Consider the following 16,725-nt stretch of genomic DNA (forward strand, 5'->3'; position numbering starts at 1 on the left):
TATCCGTGATAGTTTTAACCGGTTACGTCATTTGACGGACAGGTGCCCCATGGTCGTCGGATTCAATCACAACGTCATGTACAAGGGAGAGGTCTTCCACGTCCAGACCGAGGACAGCGGGATCGCCAATCCCCACATCGTTACCCTCATCTATCGGGAGGGGACGATTATCGCCGCCCGCAAGACGAGCTATGCCGACATCATCAAGGTGGATAACCTGGAGCGGGTAGTCGAAGAGCTCATGAAGGAGCAGCACAAGGGGATGCTCCGGCGGCTCAAGAACGGCGAATTCGACGCCCGGGCCTTCCCTTCGATTACCCCTCCGGCCGCGCAGCCCGCGCCGAAGCCCGCCGCCGTTCCCCAGGCCGCTCCTCCCGTCCCTCCCAAGCAACCAGTCAGACCACAGGAAAAACCGTCCAGTCTCGACGAGGTCATCCTTGACTTCCTCATGACGGACGACAAATAGACTATCAATCATGGAAAGGAACATCGTGGACAGCGAAAAGATTGCCCAACTCCAGGAGAAAGCCCGGCAACTCCGGGTCGACATCGTCAAGACCCTCCACAAGTCCCAGTCGGGTCACACGGGAGGCTCCCTCTCGGCCATCGATATGGTTACGGCCCTCTACTTCCAGGTGATGAAGCACAATCCGGCCGACCCGGCCTGGCCCGGGCGGGACCGTTTCGTCCTCTGCAAGGGGCACGCGGCCCCGGCCCTCTACGTGGCCCTGGCCGAGGCGGGGTACTTCCCCAAGGAGGACCTCATGACGCTGCGGCGCCTGGGCTCCCATCTCCAGGGGCATCCCGACAGCAAGCAGACCCCCGGTGTCGAGGTCTGCACCGGCTCCCTGGGGCAGGGGCTTTCCATGGCCAACGGCATGGCCCTGGGGCTTCGTCTTGACGGAAGCCCGAGCCGCGTTTACGCCTTGCTTGGTGACGGTGAGCTCCAGGAGGGGCAAGTCTGGGAGGCTGCCATGGCTGCCGGCCACTACAAGCTCGACAATCTCTGCGCCCTGGTGGACGTGAACCGTCTCCAGATCGACGGCGAAGTGGCCAAGGTCATGGCCGTGGAGCCGGTCACCGACAAGTTCCGGGCCTTTGGCTGGAACGTGATCGACATTGACGGCCACGACATGGGGGCCATCGTGACCGCCCTGGGGGAGGCCGCCGAGGCCAAGGGGAAGCCGACCGTAATCGTTGCCCGTACCGTCAAGGGGAAAGGGGTTTCGTTCTTTGAGAACAAGGCTTCCTACCACGGCGTTGCCCCCAGTGACGAGGAGCTTCCCAAGGCACTGGAGTGCCTGGGCGAACAGTGCTACCTGTAGGTAGGGCTGCGGCTTTCACACCGGCTCGCCGCCGTCCTCGTCGCTCCTTTGTGCGGCGTAGCGCTGCTACGCCTCCGCAGTCTCTCCTGCGGGTGCGACGATCCGGCGCAAAATCCGCAGCCCAGGGGACATGCGATGGGCGCAATGAACGGGCGTAATTGAATTGCGCCTCTACCAAACGAACAGAAAGGACATTAACTATATGAGCACCATGATCGCCACCCGCGACGCCTACGGGCAGACCCTGGCGGAGTTGGGGGAGGAAAACAGCAGCATCGTCGTCCTGGACGCCGACCTTTCCGGCTCCACCAAAACCTCCACCTTTGCCAAGAAGTTCCCCGAGCGTTTCTTTAACATGGGGATCGCCGAGGCCAACATGGTCGGCACAGCTGCCGGCCTTGCCGCCGCCGGGAAGATTCCCTTCGTCTCCACCTTCGCCATCTTTGCCGTGGGCCGGGCCTGGGAGCAGGTCCGCCAGTCGGCTGCCTATCCCAAGGCAAATGTGAAGATCGTCGCCACCCACGGTGGGGTCACCGTGGGCGAGGACGGGGGCTCCCATCAGTCGGTGGAGGACATCGCCATCATGCGGGCCGTCCCCAACATGACCGTTATCGTGCCGGCAGATGGCCCCGAGACCGCCAAGGCGATCCGGGCCGCCGCCGCGTATAAAGGGCCGGTCTACGTGCGGCTTGGCCGCAACAAGGTGCCGACCGTCACCGCGGCCGATGCCCCCTTCGAGATCGGTAAAGGTGTTCAGTTGGCCGACGGCACGGACCTCACCTTTGTCACCACCGGCCTCATGACCGCCCAGGCCCTGGCCGCCGCCGAGACCCTGAAAGGCGAGGGGATTTCCGCCCGCGTGGTGCATCTGGCAACCGTAAAACCCCTGGATGGGGATATCCTCCTGAAGGCCGCCCGGGAGACCGGCGCCATCGTCACCGCCGAAGAGCACTCCATTGTCGGAGGGCTGGGAGGCGCCGTGGCCGAGTTCCTGGCGGAAAACTCCCCCGTTCCCCTGAAGCGGGTGGGGGTCAACGACCGCTTCGGCACCTCCGGCAAGGCAGAGGAACTCCTCAAGTACTTCGGCCTCATGCCGATAGATCTTGTGGAGGCTGCGCGGGGGGTTGTCGCCCGTAAGGGGAAGTGAGGTGGCGATGGAGCTCCCTCGCTCCTCCCTGCTGACGTCCTCCGCCGGTTTCACCTACATCGCCGCCCTCATGGTCATCGTCATTATGGGGATCATGCTCGGCATCACCGGGCAGACCTGGCGGACAAAGATGAAGCGGGAACGGGAGACGGAACTCCTCTTCCGGGGAGTGCAGTATCAGCGCGCCATCCGGCGCTGGCACCAGTACGACGTGACGGAGGGGAAGCCGCTCAAGACGACGACGCAGGCCGCCCGCCCCCTCAATGATCTGAAAGATCTCCTGAAGGATCCCGGCTCCCTGTCCAAGGAGCGCTATCTGCGCCGGCTCTTCACCGATCCGTTTACGGACAAGGAGTTCGAGGTGGTCCGCAATCCGCAGAAGGGGATCATCGGCGTTCGTGTAACCGAAGAGGATGAACCCTTTAAGCAGGGGAACTTTGACAAGGAACTGGAAGGGCTCGATCAGAAAAAAAAGTACAACGAATGGGTCTTTGGCCTTCCCGAAGCCGTGACCCCAACAGCCGGCAAGGTCACGCAGGGTTCACCCGCCAGTGCCGGCGCAGGCACTTCGTCGGTGCCGTGATCCGTCATGGCATCGCCCTTCTGGTGGAGCGGCATGCAGTGGATTGACATCAGCGCAGCGCGGTTGCCCCTGCAAGGATTCCCCGGCTCCGCCACCTCGGAGGTAGGTTGATCTTCAAAAGCCTGACAACGAGAGTTATCGTAACCCTGGTCGGCCTCCTTTCCGTGGGAATCGGCACCTTTACCTACTTCAACCTCAAACGGGAAAAAGACCAGCTCGTCAAGGCAACCCGCGAGAATGCCTACCTCCTTCTCGACACTATCGAGCGCAGCATCTACAAGTCCATGAGCGTTGGTGACACCCAGGATGTGCAGGTCATGCTGCAGATGGTGGGTCATAGCCACAGCAAACTCATCGGCGTCAGGATATTTCATCCCCAGGGGATCGTCCTCAAGTCGTCCCGGCCCGAGGAGGTGGGGATGCCGGTGCCCGAGGGGGATTACCAACTCTTTATCAACAACCGCAAGGAAGGTGTCTACTCCAGCGACGCCTTCGGTGAGGTCCTCGGGGTTATCAAGCCGATCTACAACGATGTGCTGTGCCAACGGTGCCACGGCACCAAAAAGCGGCTTATCGGGGTTCTCAACGTCAACTACTCCCAGGTCGAGACCAACCGCCGGATTCTCGAGGCAACGCGGCTTTCCCTCGTCTCCACCGGTGCGGTCATTCTCTTCTGCGCGGCAGCCATCTCCCTCGTCATCGTCCGATTCGTCCGGCAACCTTTGAACAACCTCATCGACAGCATGGCGCGGGTGGAGGAGGGAGACCTCTCCGTCCGCATAACCCCTGTGGCCGAGGACGAGATCGGCCGGCTCATCGTGAGTTTCGACTCCATGGTCGGCAAGCTCGACAAGGCGAAGAGGGAACTGGAAGAGTACCACTTCCAGCAGATGGAACGGGCCGATCGTCTGGCCTCGGTGGGGGAAATGGCCGCGGGGATCGCTCACGAAATCAAGAACCCCCTGGCCGGCATCTCGGCGGCCATGACCATCATCCGTCAGGATTTTTCCGACGAAGATCCCCGCAAGGAGATCATCGGAGAAGTGGTCGAGCAGGTGAGCCGGCTCGACAAGACTGTGAACGATCTCCTGTTCTTCGGCAAGCCGACCCCCCCCGAACCGACCTATGCCGACGTGAACGCGATCCTGCGGAAAACCCTCCTCTTCGCCCTGCAGCACAAGGGGGGAAAGAATATCGCCAAGAGCCTGGATCTTGCCGACGGTCTTCCGGAAATCTTCGTGGACCCGAAGCAGGTGCAGCAGGTTTTCCTGAATCTGATCCTTAACGCCATCCAGGCCATGCAGGCCGACGGGGGGACCCTCACCGTGGGGAGTTCCCAGGTGGACCTTGACGGCAAGAGGTGGGTGCGCACCACCATTGCCGACACTGGCCCCGGCATCCCGGAGCCGATCATCGGCAAAATCTTTACCCCCTTCTTCACCACCAAGGCACAAGGGACGGGGCTTGGGCTCGCCATCTGCCACAAGCTCATCACCCAGCATGGCGGTACCCTTTCCGTGACCAGCGAAGACGGCAAAGGAACGGTGTTCACCATCGATCTGCCGGTGGCGGCATACGAAGAGGGTGCGCCGGAAGAAGAGGCATAGTGGCCGGAGTCGGCCAGGTTTTATTCTGGATTCTGGCTCCTGTATTCTGTATTCTTTTTTCATTCGGTAATTTTCAGATATCCGCTTGGTTACGATAAAGGAGCAGATGTGAGAAAGACGAAAATTCTGGTTGTCGACGACGAGCACCTTATCCGCTGGTCCCTGGAGCAGAATCTGAAAAAACAGGGATACGAGGTGGTTTCGGCCGGCAACGGCGAGGATGCCCTGCGGCTCGCCCGGGATGAGCAGCCGGACCTGGTGCTGCTCGATATCCAGCTCCCCGGCATCAGTGGCCTGGATGTCCTGGAGAAGATCAAGGAGCACGACGAGGAGATCATCGTGATCATGGTCACGGCCCACGGAGCGCTGGAGACGGCGGTTCACGCCATGCGGCTCGGGGCCTTCGACTATATCAACAAACCCTTTAACCTGGACGAGATGGCCATTGTCATCCGCAAGGCCCTGGAAACCTCCGATCTCCGGCGGGAGGTCCAGCGGCTGCGGGGAGAGCAGGCGAAGAAGTTCGGTACGCCCGATATCATCGGAGCGAGCCGCCACATGAAGAACGTCCTCGACATGATGGAGAAGGTGGCCAAGAGCGACGCCTCCACGGTCCTCGTCCAGGGGGAATCGGGGACCGGCAAGGAACTGGTCGCCAAGTGGATCCACTATAAATCCGCCCGGGCCGAACGCCCCTTTGTCGCCATAAACTGTGCGGCAGTCCCGGCGACCCTCCTCGAAAGCGAGCTCTTCGGCCATGAAAAAGGGGCCTTCACCGACGCCAAGGCGATGAAAAAGGGACTTTTCGAGCTGGCCGACGGCGGCACGGTCTTTCTCGACGAGATCGGCGACATGGAGTTGGGGATGCAGGCGAAGCTCCTCCGCTTCCTGGAGGAACGGACCTTCCGCCGCATCGGCGGCACCAAGTCGTTTTCCGTCGATGTCCGGATCATCTCCGCCACCAACCGCGACCTCATCAAGGCGATCGAGGAAAAGAGCTTCCGCAACGATCTCTACTATCGCCTCCAGGTGATCCCCATCTATCTCCCCCCCCTGCGGGAGCGGCGGGAAGATATCCTCACTCTGACCAATTATTTTATTGAGCAGTTCAACGTCGAGTTCAACAAGCATGTCACCGGCATCTCCAAAATGGCGGAAAAGCTGCTGCTCGACTACACCTGGCCCGGCAATATCCGCGAACTGAAGAACGTCATCGAGCGCGCCATCATCCTCGGCAATGACGAGACGCTCCTCCTTGAGCACCTGCCGCTGGAGATCGTCGCCAAGGCCTCCTCCCAGTCCGCGGGGCTCACCACCTTCAAGCTCCCCCCCGAGGGGATAGACATTGAAGAGGTGGAAAAGGAGCTTATCCGCCAGGCCCTGGAGATCTCGGACTGGAACCAGTCCAAGGCGGCCAGGAAGCTTAATCTCGGCATTGACGCCTTCCGTTACCGGATGAAGAAATTCGGGTATCTGAAGTAGAAGTAACCTTCCCCTTTACCGCAGCTTTGTCATTTGACGGAGCCCCGGCACCTTTCCGAAGTTGTCGGGAACCTCATTCCTTCCATTTTCCCGCGAAATTTTCTTCCCTGTAGTCAAAAAAACGTCTCCGGACAAAACCCCCATTGGTGCGAAGTGGCGGAAAGTGGACCACGGTACAGGATTAGGGGGCTTTGTGCGAGAAACGACAGGGGTGTCTTCGTTGAGCAGGTGTGTCAAATGCTTGATTCGCCGAGCGTTTGGCACCGTTATTGCTCCTTCGAGTACAGGAGCGCCAGGTGCGAATCGACAGAGAGTCCCGATTCGACCGGCTATCCGCACTATGAAAGCGGAGGCATTGCCATGTTACACAGATCGCCTAAACGAATGGCGGCCATTGCCCTCTTCCTGGCGTGTCTGGTTATTTCGCTGACAACGGTGACATTTGCCGCCCCAGCGCCAACCATTCAGATACAGAACCCAATGGTTGAGGGAATTCGCTCTCCACTGCGGATTGCATCGGATTCACTGGGTGGTGTGTATGTCTCCGATTCCCTTGCAAAAGGGGTTCTTAAATACGACGCAGTTGGCCATTTGGCGCAAATTGTCAAGACTGCCGCACCTCCCCAGGGGGTTGCCGTCGCCTCCGGCGGAACACTCCTCGTGGGGCAGGGAACCTACGTTTCAATGTATAGCGCCGCCGGCCAGGAGATTGGGAAACTCGGCTCCGGCGAGGGGCAGTTCAAAATGGCCGATGGCATCACGGTGGACGACGACGGCTCCATTTATGTGGTCGACTGCCTCGATAACAGTGTGCAAATCTTCAACGCCGTCGGCAACTTCGTGAAAAAATTCGGATCATTCGGCACCACGCCGGGCAAGTTCTCCACCCCCAGCGGCATTGCTTTCGAAAAGGTTTCCCGGCAGGTGGCAGTTGTTGACACGCGAACCGGCCGAATCCAGTTTTTTGACAAAACCGGTGCCTATGTACGGACGATAGGGAGTTTCGGCACGAACCCCCTCCGCTTCACTGCCCCCCAAGGTATCTCCTTCGAGTATTCCAGCGGCTCGACGCCGGTCCTCAAACGCATGTACGTGGTCGATACCTTCCAGAGCACCGTGCAGGCCATCGACCCGGCGGCAACGCCGGTATTCCTTTCCTACATCGGTACCTACGGGAGCGGCAACGGCAAGCTGATGGTCCCCTCCGACGTCCTCTTCGATCAGGCCACCGGCCGGCTCCTGGTGGTGAACGGCTTCGGCAACGTGTCCGTGTACGGCGTCGATGGCGGTGGCGTTTCCGTTGCCGTTGACCTCATTCCGCCGGCCCTCACCATAAACCCGGTCGTCTCCCCCTTCATGTCCCCGACCCTCGATCTTTCGGGCACCGTAGAAGCGGGCGCCAGGCTGACCATTGCAACCGGCGGAACCACGACGGTCGGCGCCATCTCGTTCCCGACCCCCACCACCTGGCAGACGACGTTGAGCGGTTTTGCCCCCGGTGGCACGACCATTACGGTGACTGCCCGCGACGCGGCAAACAACGCCACTAACCAGTCCGTAACGGTGAGTTATCTGCAGTCGGGCCCCATGCTGACCATGGAACCCCTCCCCACCTTTACCGCCGATACGTTCCAGCAACTGTCCGGCCTGGTTGATCCGGGTTCGGTGGTTACCGTGACCAACGCCACAACGGGTGCCAGCGCCAAGGCCCTGGTATTCGGCAATACCTGGAGCTATCGGTTGCCCCTCGCTGCCGGCGCCAACAGCATCGCCGTCAAGGCGGAGAAGTCCATGAGCGCCGCCACGACGGTGAGTGCCACGACAACCCTTGACGCAATCCCGCCGGCTCTTGCGGTCTCGGCCCTGGCCGACGGCAGCTACACGAGCGGGCAGGTCCAGAACATCCAGGTGATGGTGACCGATGCCAACCTCGACGTTGTCACCCTCAACGGCCAGCAGATTGTCCCGGTGAACGGCTCTTACAGCACCGCCGTTACCCTCAAGCCGGGCCCCAACGTCATCATGGCGGCTGCTGTTGACCTGGCCGGGAACGTGACAACCGACATCCGGACCATTATCTATGACGGAACCAGGCCGGTGGTCTCCTTCACCACTCCTGCCGAGGGGACCTATGTCACCTCCGACCATGTTTCCGTGAACGGAACCGTCGATGAGAAAGCCGTCGTCACGGTTGCCGGCTTGCCGGCCCGCATGGACGGCACCTCCTGGAGTGCAGACGTTCCCCTCGTCCCGGGAATGAATACCATCGACGTGGTTGCCGTTGACCTGGCCGGAAACGTCGGTTCCGTCAAGCGGACGGTCACCTACGACACCGAAGCCCCGGCCCTGGTGGTCAGCGCCCCGAGCCAGGACGTTGTCACCAACCGGCCGACCTTTGGCTTTGCCGGCAACGTTACCGATCCGAGCCCCGTGACCCTCACCGCCGAGGTTGATGGCACGCCCGTTGCTGTGACCGTGACCGACGGGTCCTTCACCCTTGCGGTAACCTTTGCCAACGAGGGGAGCCATGCCGTCACCTTTACCGCCACCGACGCAGCCGGCAACGCGAGTCGCGTGACGCGGACCGTAATCTATGACGGCACCGCGCCGGCCCTTACCCTTGACCCGGTCAATACTCCCTATCCGTCGGTGCTGACCGGCACGGTGGAAGCGGGTGCGGCGGTCACCGTGGAGGACCGCAACGGTTCCGCCGGCACGGTTACGGTCAGTGGCGAAAAGTGGAACGCAGCGCTGGAAGTGGGGGGCTACGATGCCGCTTCCCTGGTCGTGCGCGCCACCGACGTTGCGGGCAACAGCACGGTCCGCAGTCTCGTGGTCAACGTACCCGACGGCGACCTGAACGGCGACGGCGCGGTAACGGTCCACGACGTGATTCTGGCGCTCAGAATCTTCACCCGGCAAATGGTGCCGACGGCCAACCAGTTGGCCCACGGCGACATCGGCCCGCTCTATCAAGGGAAGGCGAAGCCCAACGGCGTCATCGACCTTGTGGACGCAATACTGATCATGAGAAAGGCCCTCGGCATGCCGAGCTGGTAGAACCCCTCGGGGTGGATGCAGGACGCAGCGCGGCGTAAGGGATTACACGCAACGAGGTTTTCAAGATGAAGAAACGATTTCTGGCAACAACGGTACTGACGGCCATCATGGCCTGGGGAGCGATTGTGAACGCGGGACCTGGCAAGATAAAAAATACGGTTCACAATATGTCGAGCGTTGCGCCATCCGGATTTGTAGGGACGAGGCACTGGTACAGCACCGACACTGACGAGATCTGTGTTTTCTGCCACACGCCCCACAACGCCAAGCCGGCCCAACCCTTGTGGAACAAGGTGAATCCTACCCAGGCTTTCAATATGTACACCTCGTCAACCACTCTGACATCGGTGGCCAAGAAGGTAACAGCGCCGAGCCCCGAATCACTGCTGTGCCTGAGCTGTCATGACGGCCGCACGGCTATCAACGTTCTCCACAACAGCTCTGCCGGCATTGATGCCGGCGGTGGGGACAAAAAGCTGATGATTGGGGGGGTATATGATGATCCCACGGCCCCGGCGGGGGTTACCGGCATGCCGATGAATATAGACACTTTTACGATACCCAATACCTATAGGGCCAACCTCGGTAAGACTGCAGCTGACAGGTACGCCGGCACCAATCTCATGGACGACCATCCCATCTCCTTCTCCTATACCGCCGCCTATAACGAGAAGGTGGGCAGCGGATCAAGCGCCATTAATCCGATTGCCACTCCCTTGTCAAAGGGGTTGCGGTTTTTCGGTTCCAACAACCGCATGGAGTGTTCCACCTGCCACGATCCCCATGTGGATTACGGCATGGATTTCGATGGCAATCCGACCTATAGCGGCGGCAATACTGCATTAAGACCATTTCTCGTACGCGATAATACCGGCAGCGCCATGTGCCTGGCCTGCCACAACAAATAGGACGTGTCTGCCTTGCTCAGGAGCCCGCCATGTATGGAATGATAATGAAAGCCTCTGTAGTGATACTGCTGGCGATAATGGTCCCGGTTTCAGCGAGTGCCATCGATTTTCCCCATGAGACGGGTTCTGGCAAGGGGTATACCTGCTATTCCTGTCATACCGGCCACAGTACCCTCGGCACCACCAGTACCGATGCGCAGAATAACATATGCGTGACTTGCCACAAGGCGGGCGACCCCTATGGCCAGAAAAAGAAATTCACGATGTCGGATTTCGCCAACCCTTTCCGTACCTATACGAGCAGTCGACCAGCCATACTTTACCAGACATCCCACAACTGGGTTGGAAAGGACAATGTTCCTGCCGCAGGCGCCCTTCCTCCTGTCGATGTGCGCCTGAGCAAGTCGTTCCTGGTGGGGACCATTGCCTGCGCCCGCTGTCACAGTATCCACAACTTATATTCGTCAGTTCAGAACACACGTCCCTTTCTGAGAACCCTCAATACGAACGACTCCATGTGCCTCGACTGCCACCGCCCCCGCAGCACCACTGACCATACCCTGGGTACCCACCCGGTCACCATGAACTACGCTGACAAGGCCGCGGCACGACCCGATGAGTTCTACGCCACGCCCCAGAACAGCAATCCGGCCAACCCCACGTCGGCCATGAAGATGTCCCGCAACGGCGCGGTGGTCTGCACCACCTGCCACGGGGTCCACTATGCCGACTCCAACAGCCGGACCTTCGACAACGCCTCCAGCGCCCGGATGGGGCTCCTCTCCACCTCCCGCGGATTCCTGCTCCGGACCGATCTGAAGGGGGCCACGGTCACCGACCGGAACATCTGCACCAACTGTCACAAGTCCGCCAACGATTCGGCCAACACCAACGCCAGGGTCAAGAACCATAACGGCACCAAGAATCAAAACGTGCAGTGCGCCGACTGCCACGGCGGCCACGTGGACGCGGCCGACGGCACGACCCCCAACGTCTTCCTCATCAACCGCTTCATGAACATCTCGACCCAGTACGGCGCGGTCCGTAACGCCAAGGTCCTGTACCAGTACACCTCGGCCGCCCGGAAGAACTACAACAAGGATTCCTTCGGCGTCTGCGTGGCCTGCCACCCGACGCTCCCCCCCACCATCAGCACCCACCAGACAAGCACCAATGCCGCGGACTGCAGCTCGTGCCATACCCACTCCCAGGGGTTCTCGGCCAACTGCACCCAGTGTCACGGCTTCCCGCCCCAGGCCAACGTGGCGTCCGGTCCGTCGGGTTATGCGAAGGATGGTGTCCGCGACTACAGCACCTCGGGGGTCTCCAAGGACGAGTCGGCAACTCCGCACATCAGCCATGCCGGCGGCGGCTCCTACTACAGTTTCGCCTGCGACGACTGCCACAAGGGATTCAGCCACAACACCGGCACATTCCAGGACGTCTACAAGAACCCGGCGGGCACGAAGGCCGCCGCCAACGGCGCCAACCCCGCCTATAACGGCACGGGGAGCGGCACCTGTTCAACCACCTACTGCCACTCCAATGGCAATGGCGTCTACACTTCGCCCACCTGGGCCAACGGCAAGAACACCATTATGGGGCTCGCGCCGGCGGCCCGCTGCGGCAGCTGCCACAGCGCCACTCCCGTCACCGGCGCCCATAACCGTCACATCGCCGGCGGCGCCAGCGGCAAGAGCTACGGCTGCGCGAACTGCCACGCCGCGACGGTGAGCGACAACACGACGCTCCTGGCCGCTGCCCGGGCCAACGGCGGCGCCCACGTGAACGGAGTGAAGGACAAGCAGTTCTCCGGGGCCATTGGAGGTCAAGCCCTCTCGGGGACTGACTGCTCCACGGTCTACTGCCACTCCAACGGCAAAGGTGCCGCGCCGGTCGTCGCCCCTGTTTGGGGCAACCCTGCGTCGGGCCAGTGCGGCGCATGCCACAAGGCAACCGGTGCGACTCCCATGGACACCTACGGCCACCTGGCTCACCTTACCGCAGTCTATGGGCCGAACTTCGGGACAGCGGTCTCCGCCTGTCAAAAATGCCATACCTACACCGACGAACTGGCGGCTACCCACGTGAACGGGACCGTCGATGTGGGGGCAACCACCTGCACCACCAACTGCCACAAGCAGAGCGCTGCCTGGACCGGCGGCCGCGTAACCTGCGAGAGTTGCCACACCACCCCGCTATCGGTCATCAACGGTTTGACCGCGCCGTCAAAACCGAATTTTACCTCCTCCGGCCACGGCCAGGCGGGTGTCAACTACGACGCAAGCCGCCAGTGCGTCAACTGCCACGACAACACCAGTGCCCATATCTCCACAGCACTCGGCACCTACAAGCGGATCGCCGTGAACGACAACACCCTCTGCTCCGGCTGCCACAACGACTCGGTCAAGGTGCCGACCGTAACCAAGCGCAATATGCCGACCCACGCCACGGCCAAGGGTACCTACACCATGGACTGCAAGGTCTGCCACGACGTCCACGGCACCGGTAACCGGGGGATGGTCCGCACCAAAATCACCTTCGGTACCCTCACCTCCACCATAACCTATGCCACCACCGCCGATCTCGTGCAGCTCGTCCCGCCCTACCGCGGCGTCTGCCAGACCTGCCACACCGCCACGAGCCACTACAAGCGCGGCGTCGACGAGGGGGCGAACCACCCCACAACGAACTGCCTCAACTGCCACTCCCACAAGAACGCATATGCCTTCAAGCCGAGGGCCTGCAACGAGTGCCACGGCTATCCGCCGGCACCCAAGGGCTTCGTGGCGACCCAGGCGACGTACTCCACGGCCAAGCTCGAGAACTACTCGGGCGGTGGCGGCGCCCACGTGAAGCTGGGGCACCTCATGGCGAACCTCAGGCCGACCCAGGGCTTCACCCCGTGCCTCGCCTGCCACAATGGCGGACCGGCGGCCCACACGGGCGACGACACCATCTGGACAAGCGGCACCACCCAGTCGAAGAAGGCGCCGGTGACAGTGAAGATCGACCCGACCTACAAGTTCAACGCCACCAAGGGTCAGTGGTACTCGCAAGTGGCGCCCGATACCACCGGCAGTTGCTGGAACGTCAGCTGCCACTTCCAGCCGACACCGCGCTGGTCCAACGACAAGTAGCAATCGAGAGGGGAGAGGCTGAAAGGCTTCTCCCCTCTGACGTTGCGGCGAATCGATTGAGAAGCGGCACAGTGTGTGCTATATGACAGGGAACAAGGCGTAATGGAGGAAATCATGAAGAAAAAGAGCTATGTGCGTCCGAAAATCGTCGGGAGTGCGGCGGTTCACCCCTGCTGACATCCGGAACGATCCGCCGCAAGAGAGGTGCCGATTTACCGTTCGGCACCTCTCTTGCTTTTGGGAAACCATGACCATCTCATTGTCCCGGACTGCTTTCGTCTGCACGGTGCCGATACTCGCGCTGCTGGTGCTGCTGGCGCCCCGGAGCGCGTCTGCCGGCGTCATCACGGCCGATACGGTCTGGGCGGGGAGCGTCACGCTGACCGAAGACGTGCTCGTCCCCGAGGGAGTGACCCTTACCGTCCGCCCCGGCACCTCCATAACGGTTGTTGCGGCGGAAAGCACCAAGACCGATCCTGAATACCTCTCTCCCCTTAATGAAATAACCGTGCGAGGCACCCTGACAGTGGAGGGGACGGAAAAGGCGCCGGTCCGGTTTTCCGGCGCGGAAAAAAAGAAGGGGAGCTGGGCCGGGATTCTCGTCGATGGCGGCACGGCCGCGATCCGAGGGTGTCGTATTTCTGACGCGGACACCGGCGTTTCGGTGACGGACGGAACGCTCCGGCTGACCGGATCGGCGCTGTTGGAGAACCGGTACGGTCTCGTGGTGCAGGGGACAACGGCCCGGGTTGCCGTGGCCGACTCGCGGATCACTGGCAACGATTACGGTATCTTCACCCTCCAGGGTGCCCGGGTGGCAACCAGCGCCACGGAGGTGGCTCGCAACGGGAAGAAGGATACCTACGCGGCAACCTTCCGTGGGCAAATCCCTCCGAAGGCGCAGCCAGTCAACGATGGCGCACCGGTGGGGCGTCGCTACCGCGACATGGTCATCTTGGGGGAGACCGTCTGGCAGGGGCGGATCGAGATCGACGGAACGGTGCGGGTCCCCGAGGGGAGCAGGCTGGTCATCCTGCCGGGAACCATCGTCGAGTTCACCCGGCGGGACACCAACGGCGACGGCATCGGCGAGAACGGCATCATGATCCAGGGGCGTCTTGTGGCCAAGGGGACGGCCGAGCGCCCCATCACCTTCCGCTCGGCCGCGAAGGGGCGACGGATGGGGGATTGGGACGCTGTCAATATTATGAACAGCTCAACGGGTCAGAACCTCATCGAGTACTGCCGGATCGAGGATGCGTACCGGGGCCTCCATTTCCACTTCTCCACCGTGGCGATCCACAACACCACCCTCACCGGCAATTACCGGGGCATCCAGTTCCAGGAATCGGTGGTGGTGATGCGGGGCAACACCCTCTGCGGCAACCGGAGTGGCGTCCAGGGGCGGGACTCCGAGGTGGAGCTGACGGACAACCTTATCTGCACAAACCAGGTGGGGGGAAATTTTTTCCGGACCACCCTCACGGCCCAGGGGAACAGGATCGTCGCCAATGGGAGAGAAGGACTCCGCGTGCGGGAGGGAGCCGCCACCCTCCGGGAAAACCACATCGACGGCAACCGCTTCGGCCTCCTGGTGGCCGACCTCTACCACGGCGAAGTGAGCCGCAACGGCATCACCAACAACACCGAAACCGGCATTTCCCTCAAGAACGTCGACACCATCGACATCGTAGGCAACGTGGTGGCGGGCAACGGATTGAACGGCTTCAATATCCAGGACTGCGGCGCGCTCATCACCGGGAACCTGGTCACCGGCAACGGCGAGCGGGGGATGGGAATCCAGTCCTTTGCCGGGCGCATCACCGGCAACGACTTCGGCGGGAACGGCCTCTACGCCATCGACCTGGACGGGAAGGACGACGTGGCCGCCCCGGGCAACTGGTGGGGGGGGGACGATCCGGCGCGGGTCGTTTTCGACCGGCACGACGACCCGGCGCTGGGGCTCGTCCACTATGATACGGCCAGTGCCTCGCCCATCCCCTTTGTCTGGCCCCTGCCGTTTGTGGCCACCGATGCGGTCTGGCGCGGCGTCATCACCGTTGCCGCGCCCACAACGGTCCTCCCCGGCGCAGTCCTGACCGTGGCCCCGGGGACGACGGTACGGTTTGCCGGCGGCACGGGGCTCGAAGTCAAGGGCAAGCTAATTGCAGCGGGAAAGCGGGATAGCAGGATCGTCTTCACCTCCGTGGAACGCAAGGGCGCCTCGGACTGGAACGAGATTCTGCTGGAATATGCCACCGGCAGCGTCATTGCCCACTGTCTCGTCGAGTACGCCACCTGGGGCATTCACAGCCACTTTACCGATCTCTCCGTGACGGATAGCGTCATTGCGCACAATTACGGCGGCATGCGCTTCAGGAGCGGCCCGGTGCAGATCCGCCGCTCCCTCTTCCGGGACAACACTATCGGCATCAGGTCGTACATCGGCAACGCCCTCATCGCGGACAACCTGATCACGGGGAACGAGACGGGGATCTTCGTTCGGGAAAAGGGGGGCGGGCTGACGGTGACGGGAAACAGCATCTCCGGCAACAGTGGCTATAACATGCGGATCGGCGATTTCAACGACGAGGACGTGAATGCCCGGGGGAACTGGTGGGGCGAGGGAGACCCCGGCGAGACGATCTTCGACGGCCGGCAGGAGCCGGGGATCGGGATGGTTCTCTTTGAGCCGCACCTGACGAAACCGCCCGCCGTTGGTCCCGGAAGCGGAGAAACGCCATGAGGGGACTATTCTGGCTGGCGGCGGCATGGCTGCTGCTCTTCTGTGCCGTGCCCGATGGCGCCCGGGCGGCGCTCCTCCGGGGGCGGGTGGCGGATATCGACGGCAAGCCCCTGGCGGGGGCAAAGCTCTTTGTCTACGACTCGGCCAACGTCCGGCGGCCGGCAACCTTCATTTCTCCCCCCTCGGCGGCGGACGGAACCGTCGTCGTCACGGTGCCGCCCGGAACCTACTGGGTAGTGGCGCGGCTCAAAAAGGACGACTCCTACGGTCCGCTCATGCCGGGCGAAAAACACTCGGGTGAGCCCGTTGTCGTGGATCTGACCGCTGAAGCCGAGGCCGCCCAGGAGTTCACCGTGGCCGACATCCGCGACCTGGGGCGCAAGCACCGGGCCATCGCCACGGAGTCAGTGAGGCTTTCGGGTCGGGTGCTGGATGGTGAGGGAAAGCCGGTGGCCAATGCCTATGTGTTTGCTTCGGCCACCAAAGACGGCGGCCGGATTCCCGACTATCTATCGGCATGGACCGGTGCCGACGGCGGCTACACCCTCATGATCCCCGCCGGACGGACGTACTATGTTGGCAGCGCCACGCGTTTCCCGATGTCAGCATGGCACCCTTCGACGGAGGTTGTTCCCGCTGCCGGGAAAACGGAGGTTGCGCTGGATGTGGGGTTGGCGCTAGACTGAATGCACTGCAACCAGTTGAAACGACTGGGTTGCACTCAACA

Annotated in this window: 11 protein-coding genes; all 11 read left to right on the top strand. The window is 61.7% G+C overall.

Going from position 1 to position 16,725, the window contains the following annotated elements; genetic code table 11:
- Window positions 1-49: 49 nt before the first annotated feature.
- On the top strand, window positions 50-466 hold the full coding sequence (locus tag KJB29_RS08830) for a RomY N-terminal domain-containing regulatory protein (protein ID WP_215734292.1): 417 nt from the start codon (window positions 50-52) through the stop codon (window positions 464-466).
- 10 nt (window positions 467-476) lie between these two features.
- Window positions 477-1,325: a transketolase gene (locus tag KJB29_RS08835; protein WP_215734293.1), complete on the top strand. Its 849-nt coding sequence runs from the start codon at window positions 477-479 to the stop codon at window positions 1,323-1,325.
- Window positions 1,326-1,527: 202 nt separating this feature from the next.
- Window positions 1,528-2,472, top strand: a complete 945-nt coding sequence (locus tag KJB29_RS08840) for a transketolase family protein (RefSeq protein ID WP_215734294.1) — start codon at window positions 1,528-1,530, stop codon at window positions 2,470-2,472.
- A 7-nt stretch (window positions 2,473-2,479) separates the two neighbouring features.
- The gene (locus KJB29_RS08845; RefSeq protein ID WP_215734324.1) at window positions 2,480-3,055 is read left to right on the top strand and encodes a type II secretion system protein; all 576 of its coding nucleotides are present in this window, start codon (window positions 2,480-2,482) and stop codon (window positions 3,053-3,055) included.
- A 107-nt stretch (window positions 3,056-3,162) separates the two neighbouring features.
- Window positions 3,163-4,662 carry a two-component system sensor histidine kinase NtrB gene (locus tag KJB29_RS08850; RefSeq protein WP_215734295.1) on the top strand — a complete coding sequence of 500 codons (1,500 nt, stop codon included), beginning with the start codon at window positions 3,163-3,165 and terminating at the stop codon, window positions 4,660-4,662.
- A gap of 108 nt (window positions 4,663-4,770) precedes the next feature.
- The gene (locus tag KJB29_RS08855) at window positions 4,771-6,144 is read left to right on the top strand and encodes a sigma-54-dependent transcriptional regulator (protein ID WP_215734296.1); all 1,374 of its coding nucleotides are present in this window, start codon (window positions 4,771-4,773) and stop codon (window positions 6,142-6,144) included.
- A 360-nt stretch (window positions 6,145-6,504) separates the two neighbouring features.
- Window positions 6,505-9,204, top strand: a complete 2,700-nt coding sequence (locus tag KJB29_RS08860; protein WP_215734297.1) for an Ig-like domain-containing protein — start codon at window positions 6,505-6,507, stop codon at window positions 9,202-9,204.
- A gap of 65 nt (window positions 9,205-9,269) precedes the next feature.
- A complete protein-coding gene (locus tag KJB29_RS08865) occupies window positions 9,270-10,112 on the top strand; it encodes a cytochrome C (RefSeq protein WP_215734298.1) in 843 nt (280 codons plus the stop codon).
- A 29-nt stretch (window positions 10,113-10,141) separates the two neighbouring features.
- Entirely contained in the window at window positions 10,142-13,252 is a 3,111-nt protein-coding gene (locus KJB29_RS08870) for a CxxxxCH/CxxCH domain c-type cytochrome (protein WP_215734299.1), read from the top strand.
- 247 nt (window positions 13,253-13,499) lie between these two features.
- Window positions 13,500-15,998 (top strand): right-handed parallel beta-helix repeat-containing protein, encoded by a 2,499-nt coding sequence (locus tag KJB29_RS08875; protein ID WP_215734300.1) that lies wholly within the window; start codon window positions 13,500-13,502, stop codon window positions 15,996-15,998.
- Complete coding sequence (locus KJB29_RS08880) at window positions 15,995-16,684, top strand: collagen binding domain-containing protein (RefSeq protein ID WP_215734301.1); 690 nt, start codon at window positions 15,995-15,997, stop codon at window positions 16,682-16,684. Before KJB29_RS08875 ends, KJB29_RS08880 begins: the two co-directional genes overlap by 4 nt.
- Window positions 16,685-16,725 lie beyond the last annotated feature (41 nt).

The organism is Geobacter grbiciae (assembly GCF_018531165.1).
Classification (GTDB): Bacteria; Desulfobacterota; Desulfuromonadia; order Geobacterales; family Geobacteraceae; genus Geobacter; species Geobacter metallireducens.

What these genes read in the sequence shown, in the direction of transcription:
- KJB29_RS08830 (WP_215734292.1), top strand. Translation starts at nt 50, where the DNA reads ATGGTCGTCGGATTCAATCACAACGTCATGTACAAGGGAGAGGTCTTC.
- KJB29_RS08835 (WP_215734293.1), top strand. Translation starts at nt 477, where the DNA reads ATGGAAAGGAACATCGTGGACAGCGAAAAGATTGCCCAACTCCAGGAG.
- KJB29_RS08840 (WP_215734294.1), top strand. Translation starts at nt 1,528, where the DNA reads ATGAGCACCATGATCGCCACCCGCGACGCCTACGGGCAGACCCTGGCG.
- KJB29_RS08845 (WP_215734324.1), top strand. Translation starts at nt 2,480, where the DNA reads ATGGAGCTCCCTCGCTCCTCCCTGCTGACGTCCTCCGCCGGTTTCACC.
- KJB29_RS08860 (WP_215734297.1), top strand. Translation starts at nt 6,505, where the DNA reads ATGTTACACAGATCGCCTAAACGAATGGCGGCCATTGCCCTCTTCCTG.
- KJB29_RS08865 (WP_215734298.1), top strand. Translation starts at nt 9,270, where the DNA reads ATGAAGAAACGATTTCTGGCAACAACGGTACTGACGGCCATCATGGCC.
- KJB29_RS08870 (WP_215734299.1), top strand. Translation starts at nt 10,142, where the DNA reads ATGTATGGAATGATAATGAAAGCCTCTGTAGTGATACTGCTGGCGATA.
- KJB29_RS08875 (WP_215734300.1), top strand. Translation starts at nt 13,500, where the DNA reads ATGACCATCTCATTGTCCCGGACTGCTTTCGTCTGCACGGTGCCGATA.
- KJB29_RS08880 (WP_215734301.1), top strand. Translation starts at nt 15,995, where the DNA reads ATGAGGGGACTATTCTGGCTGGCGGCGGCATGGCTGCTGCTCTTCTGT.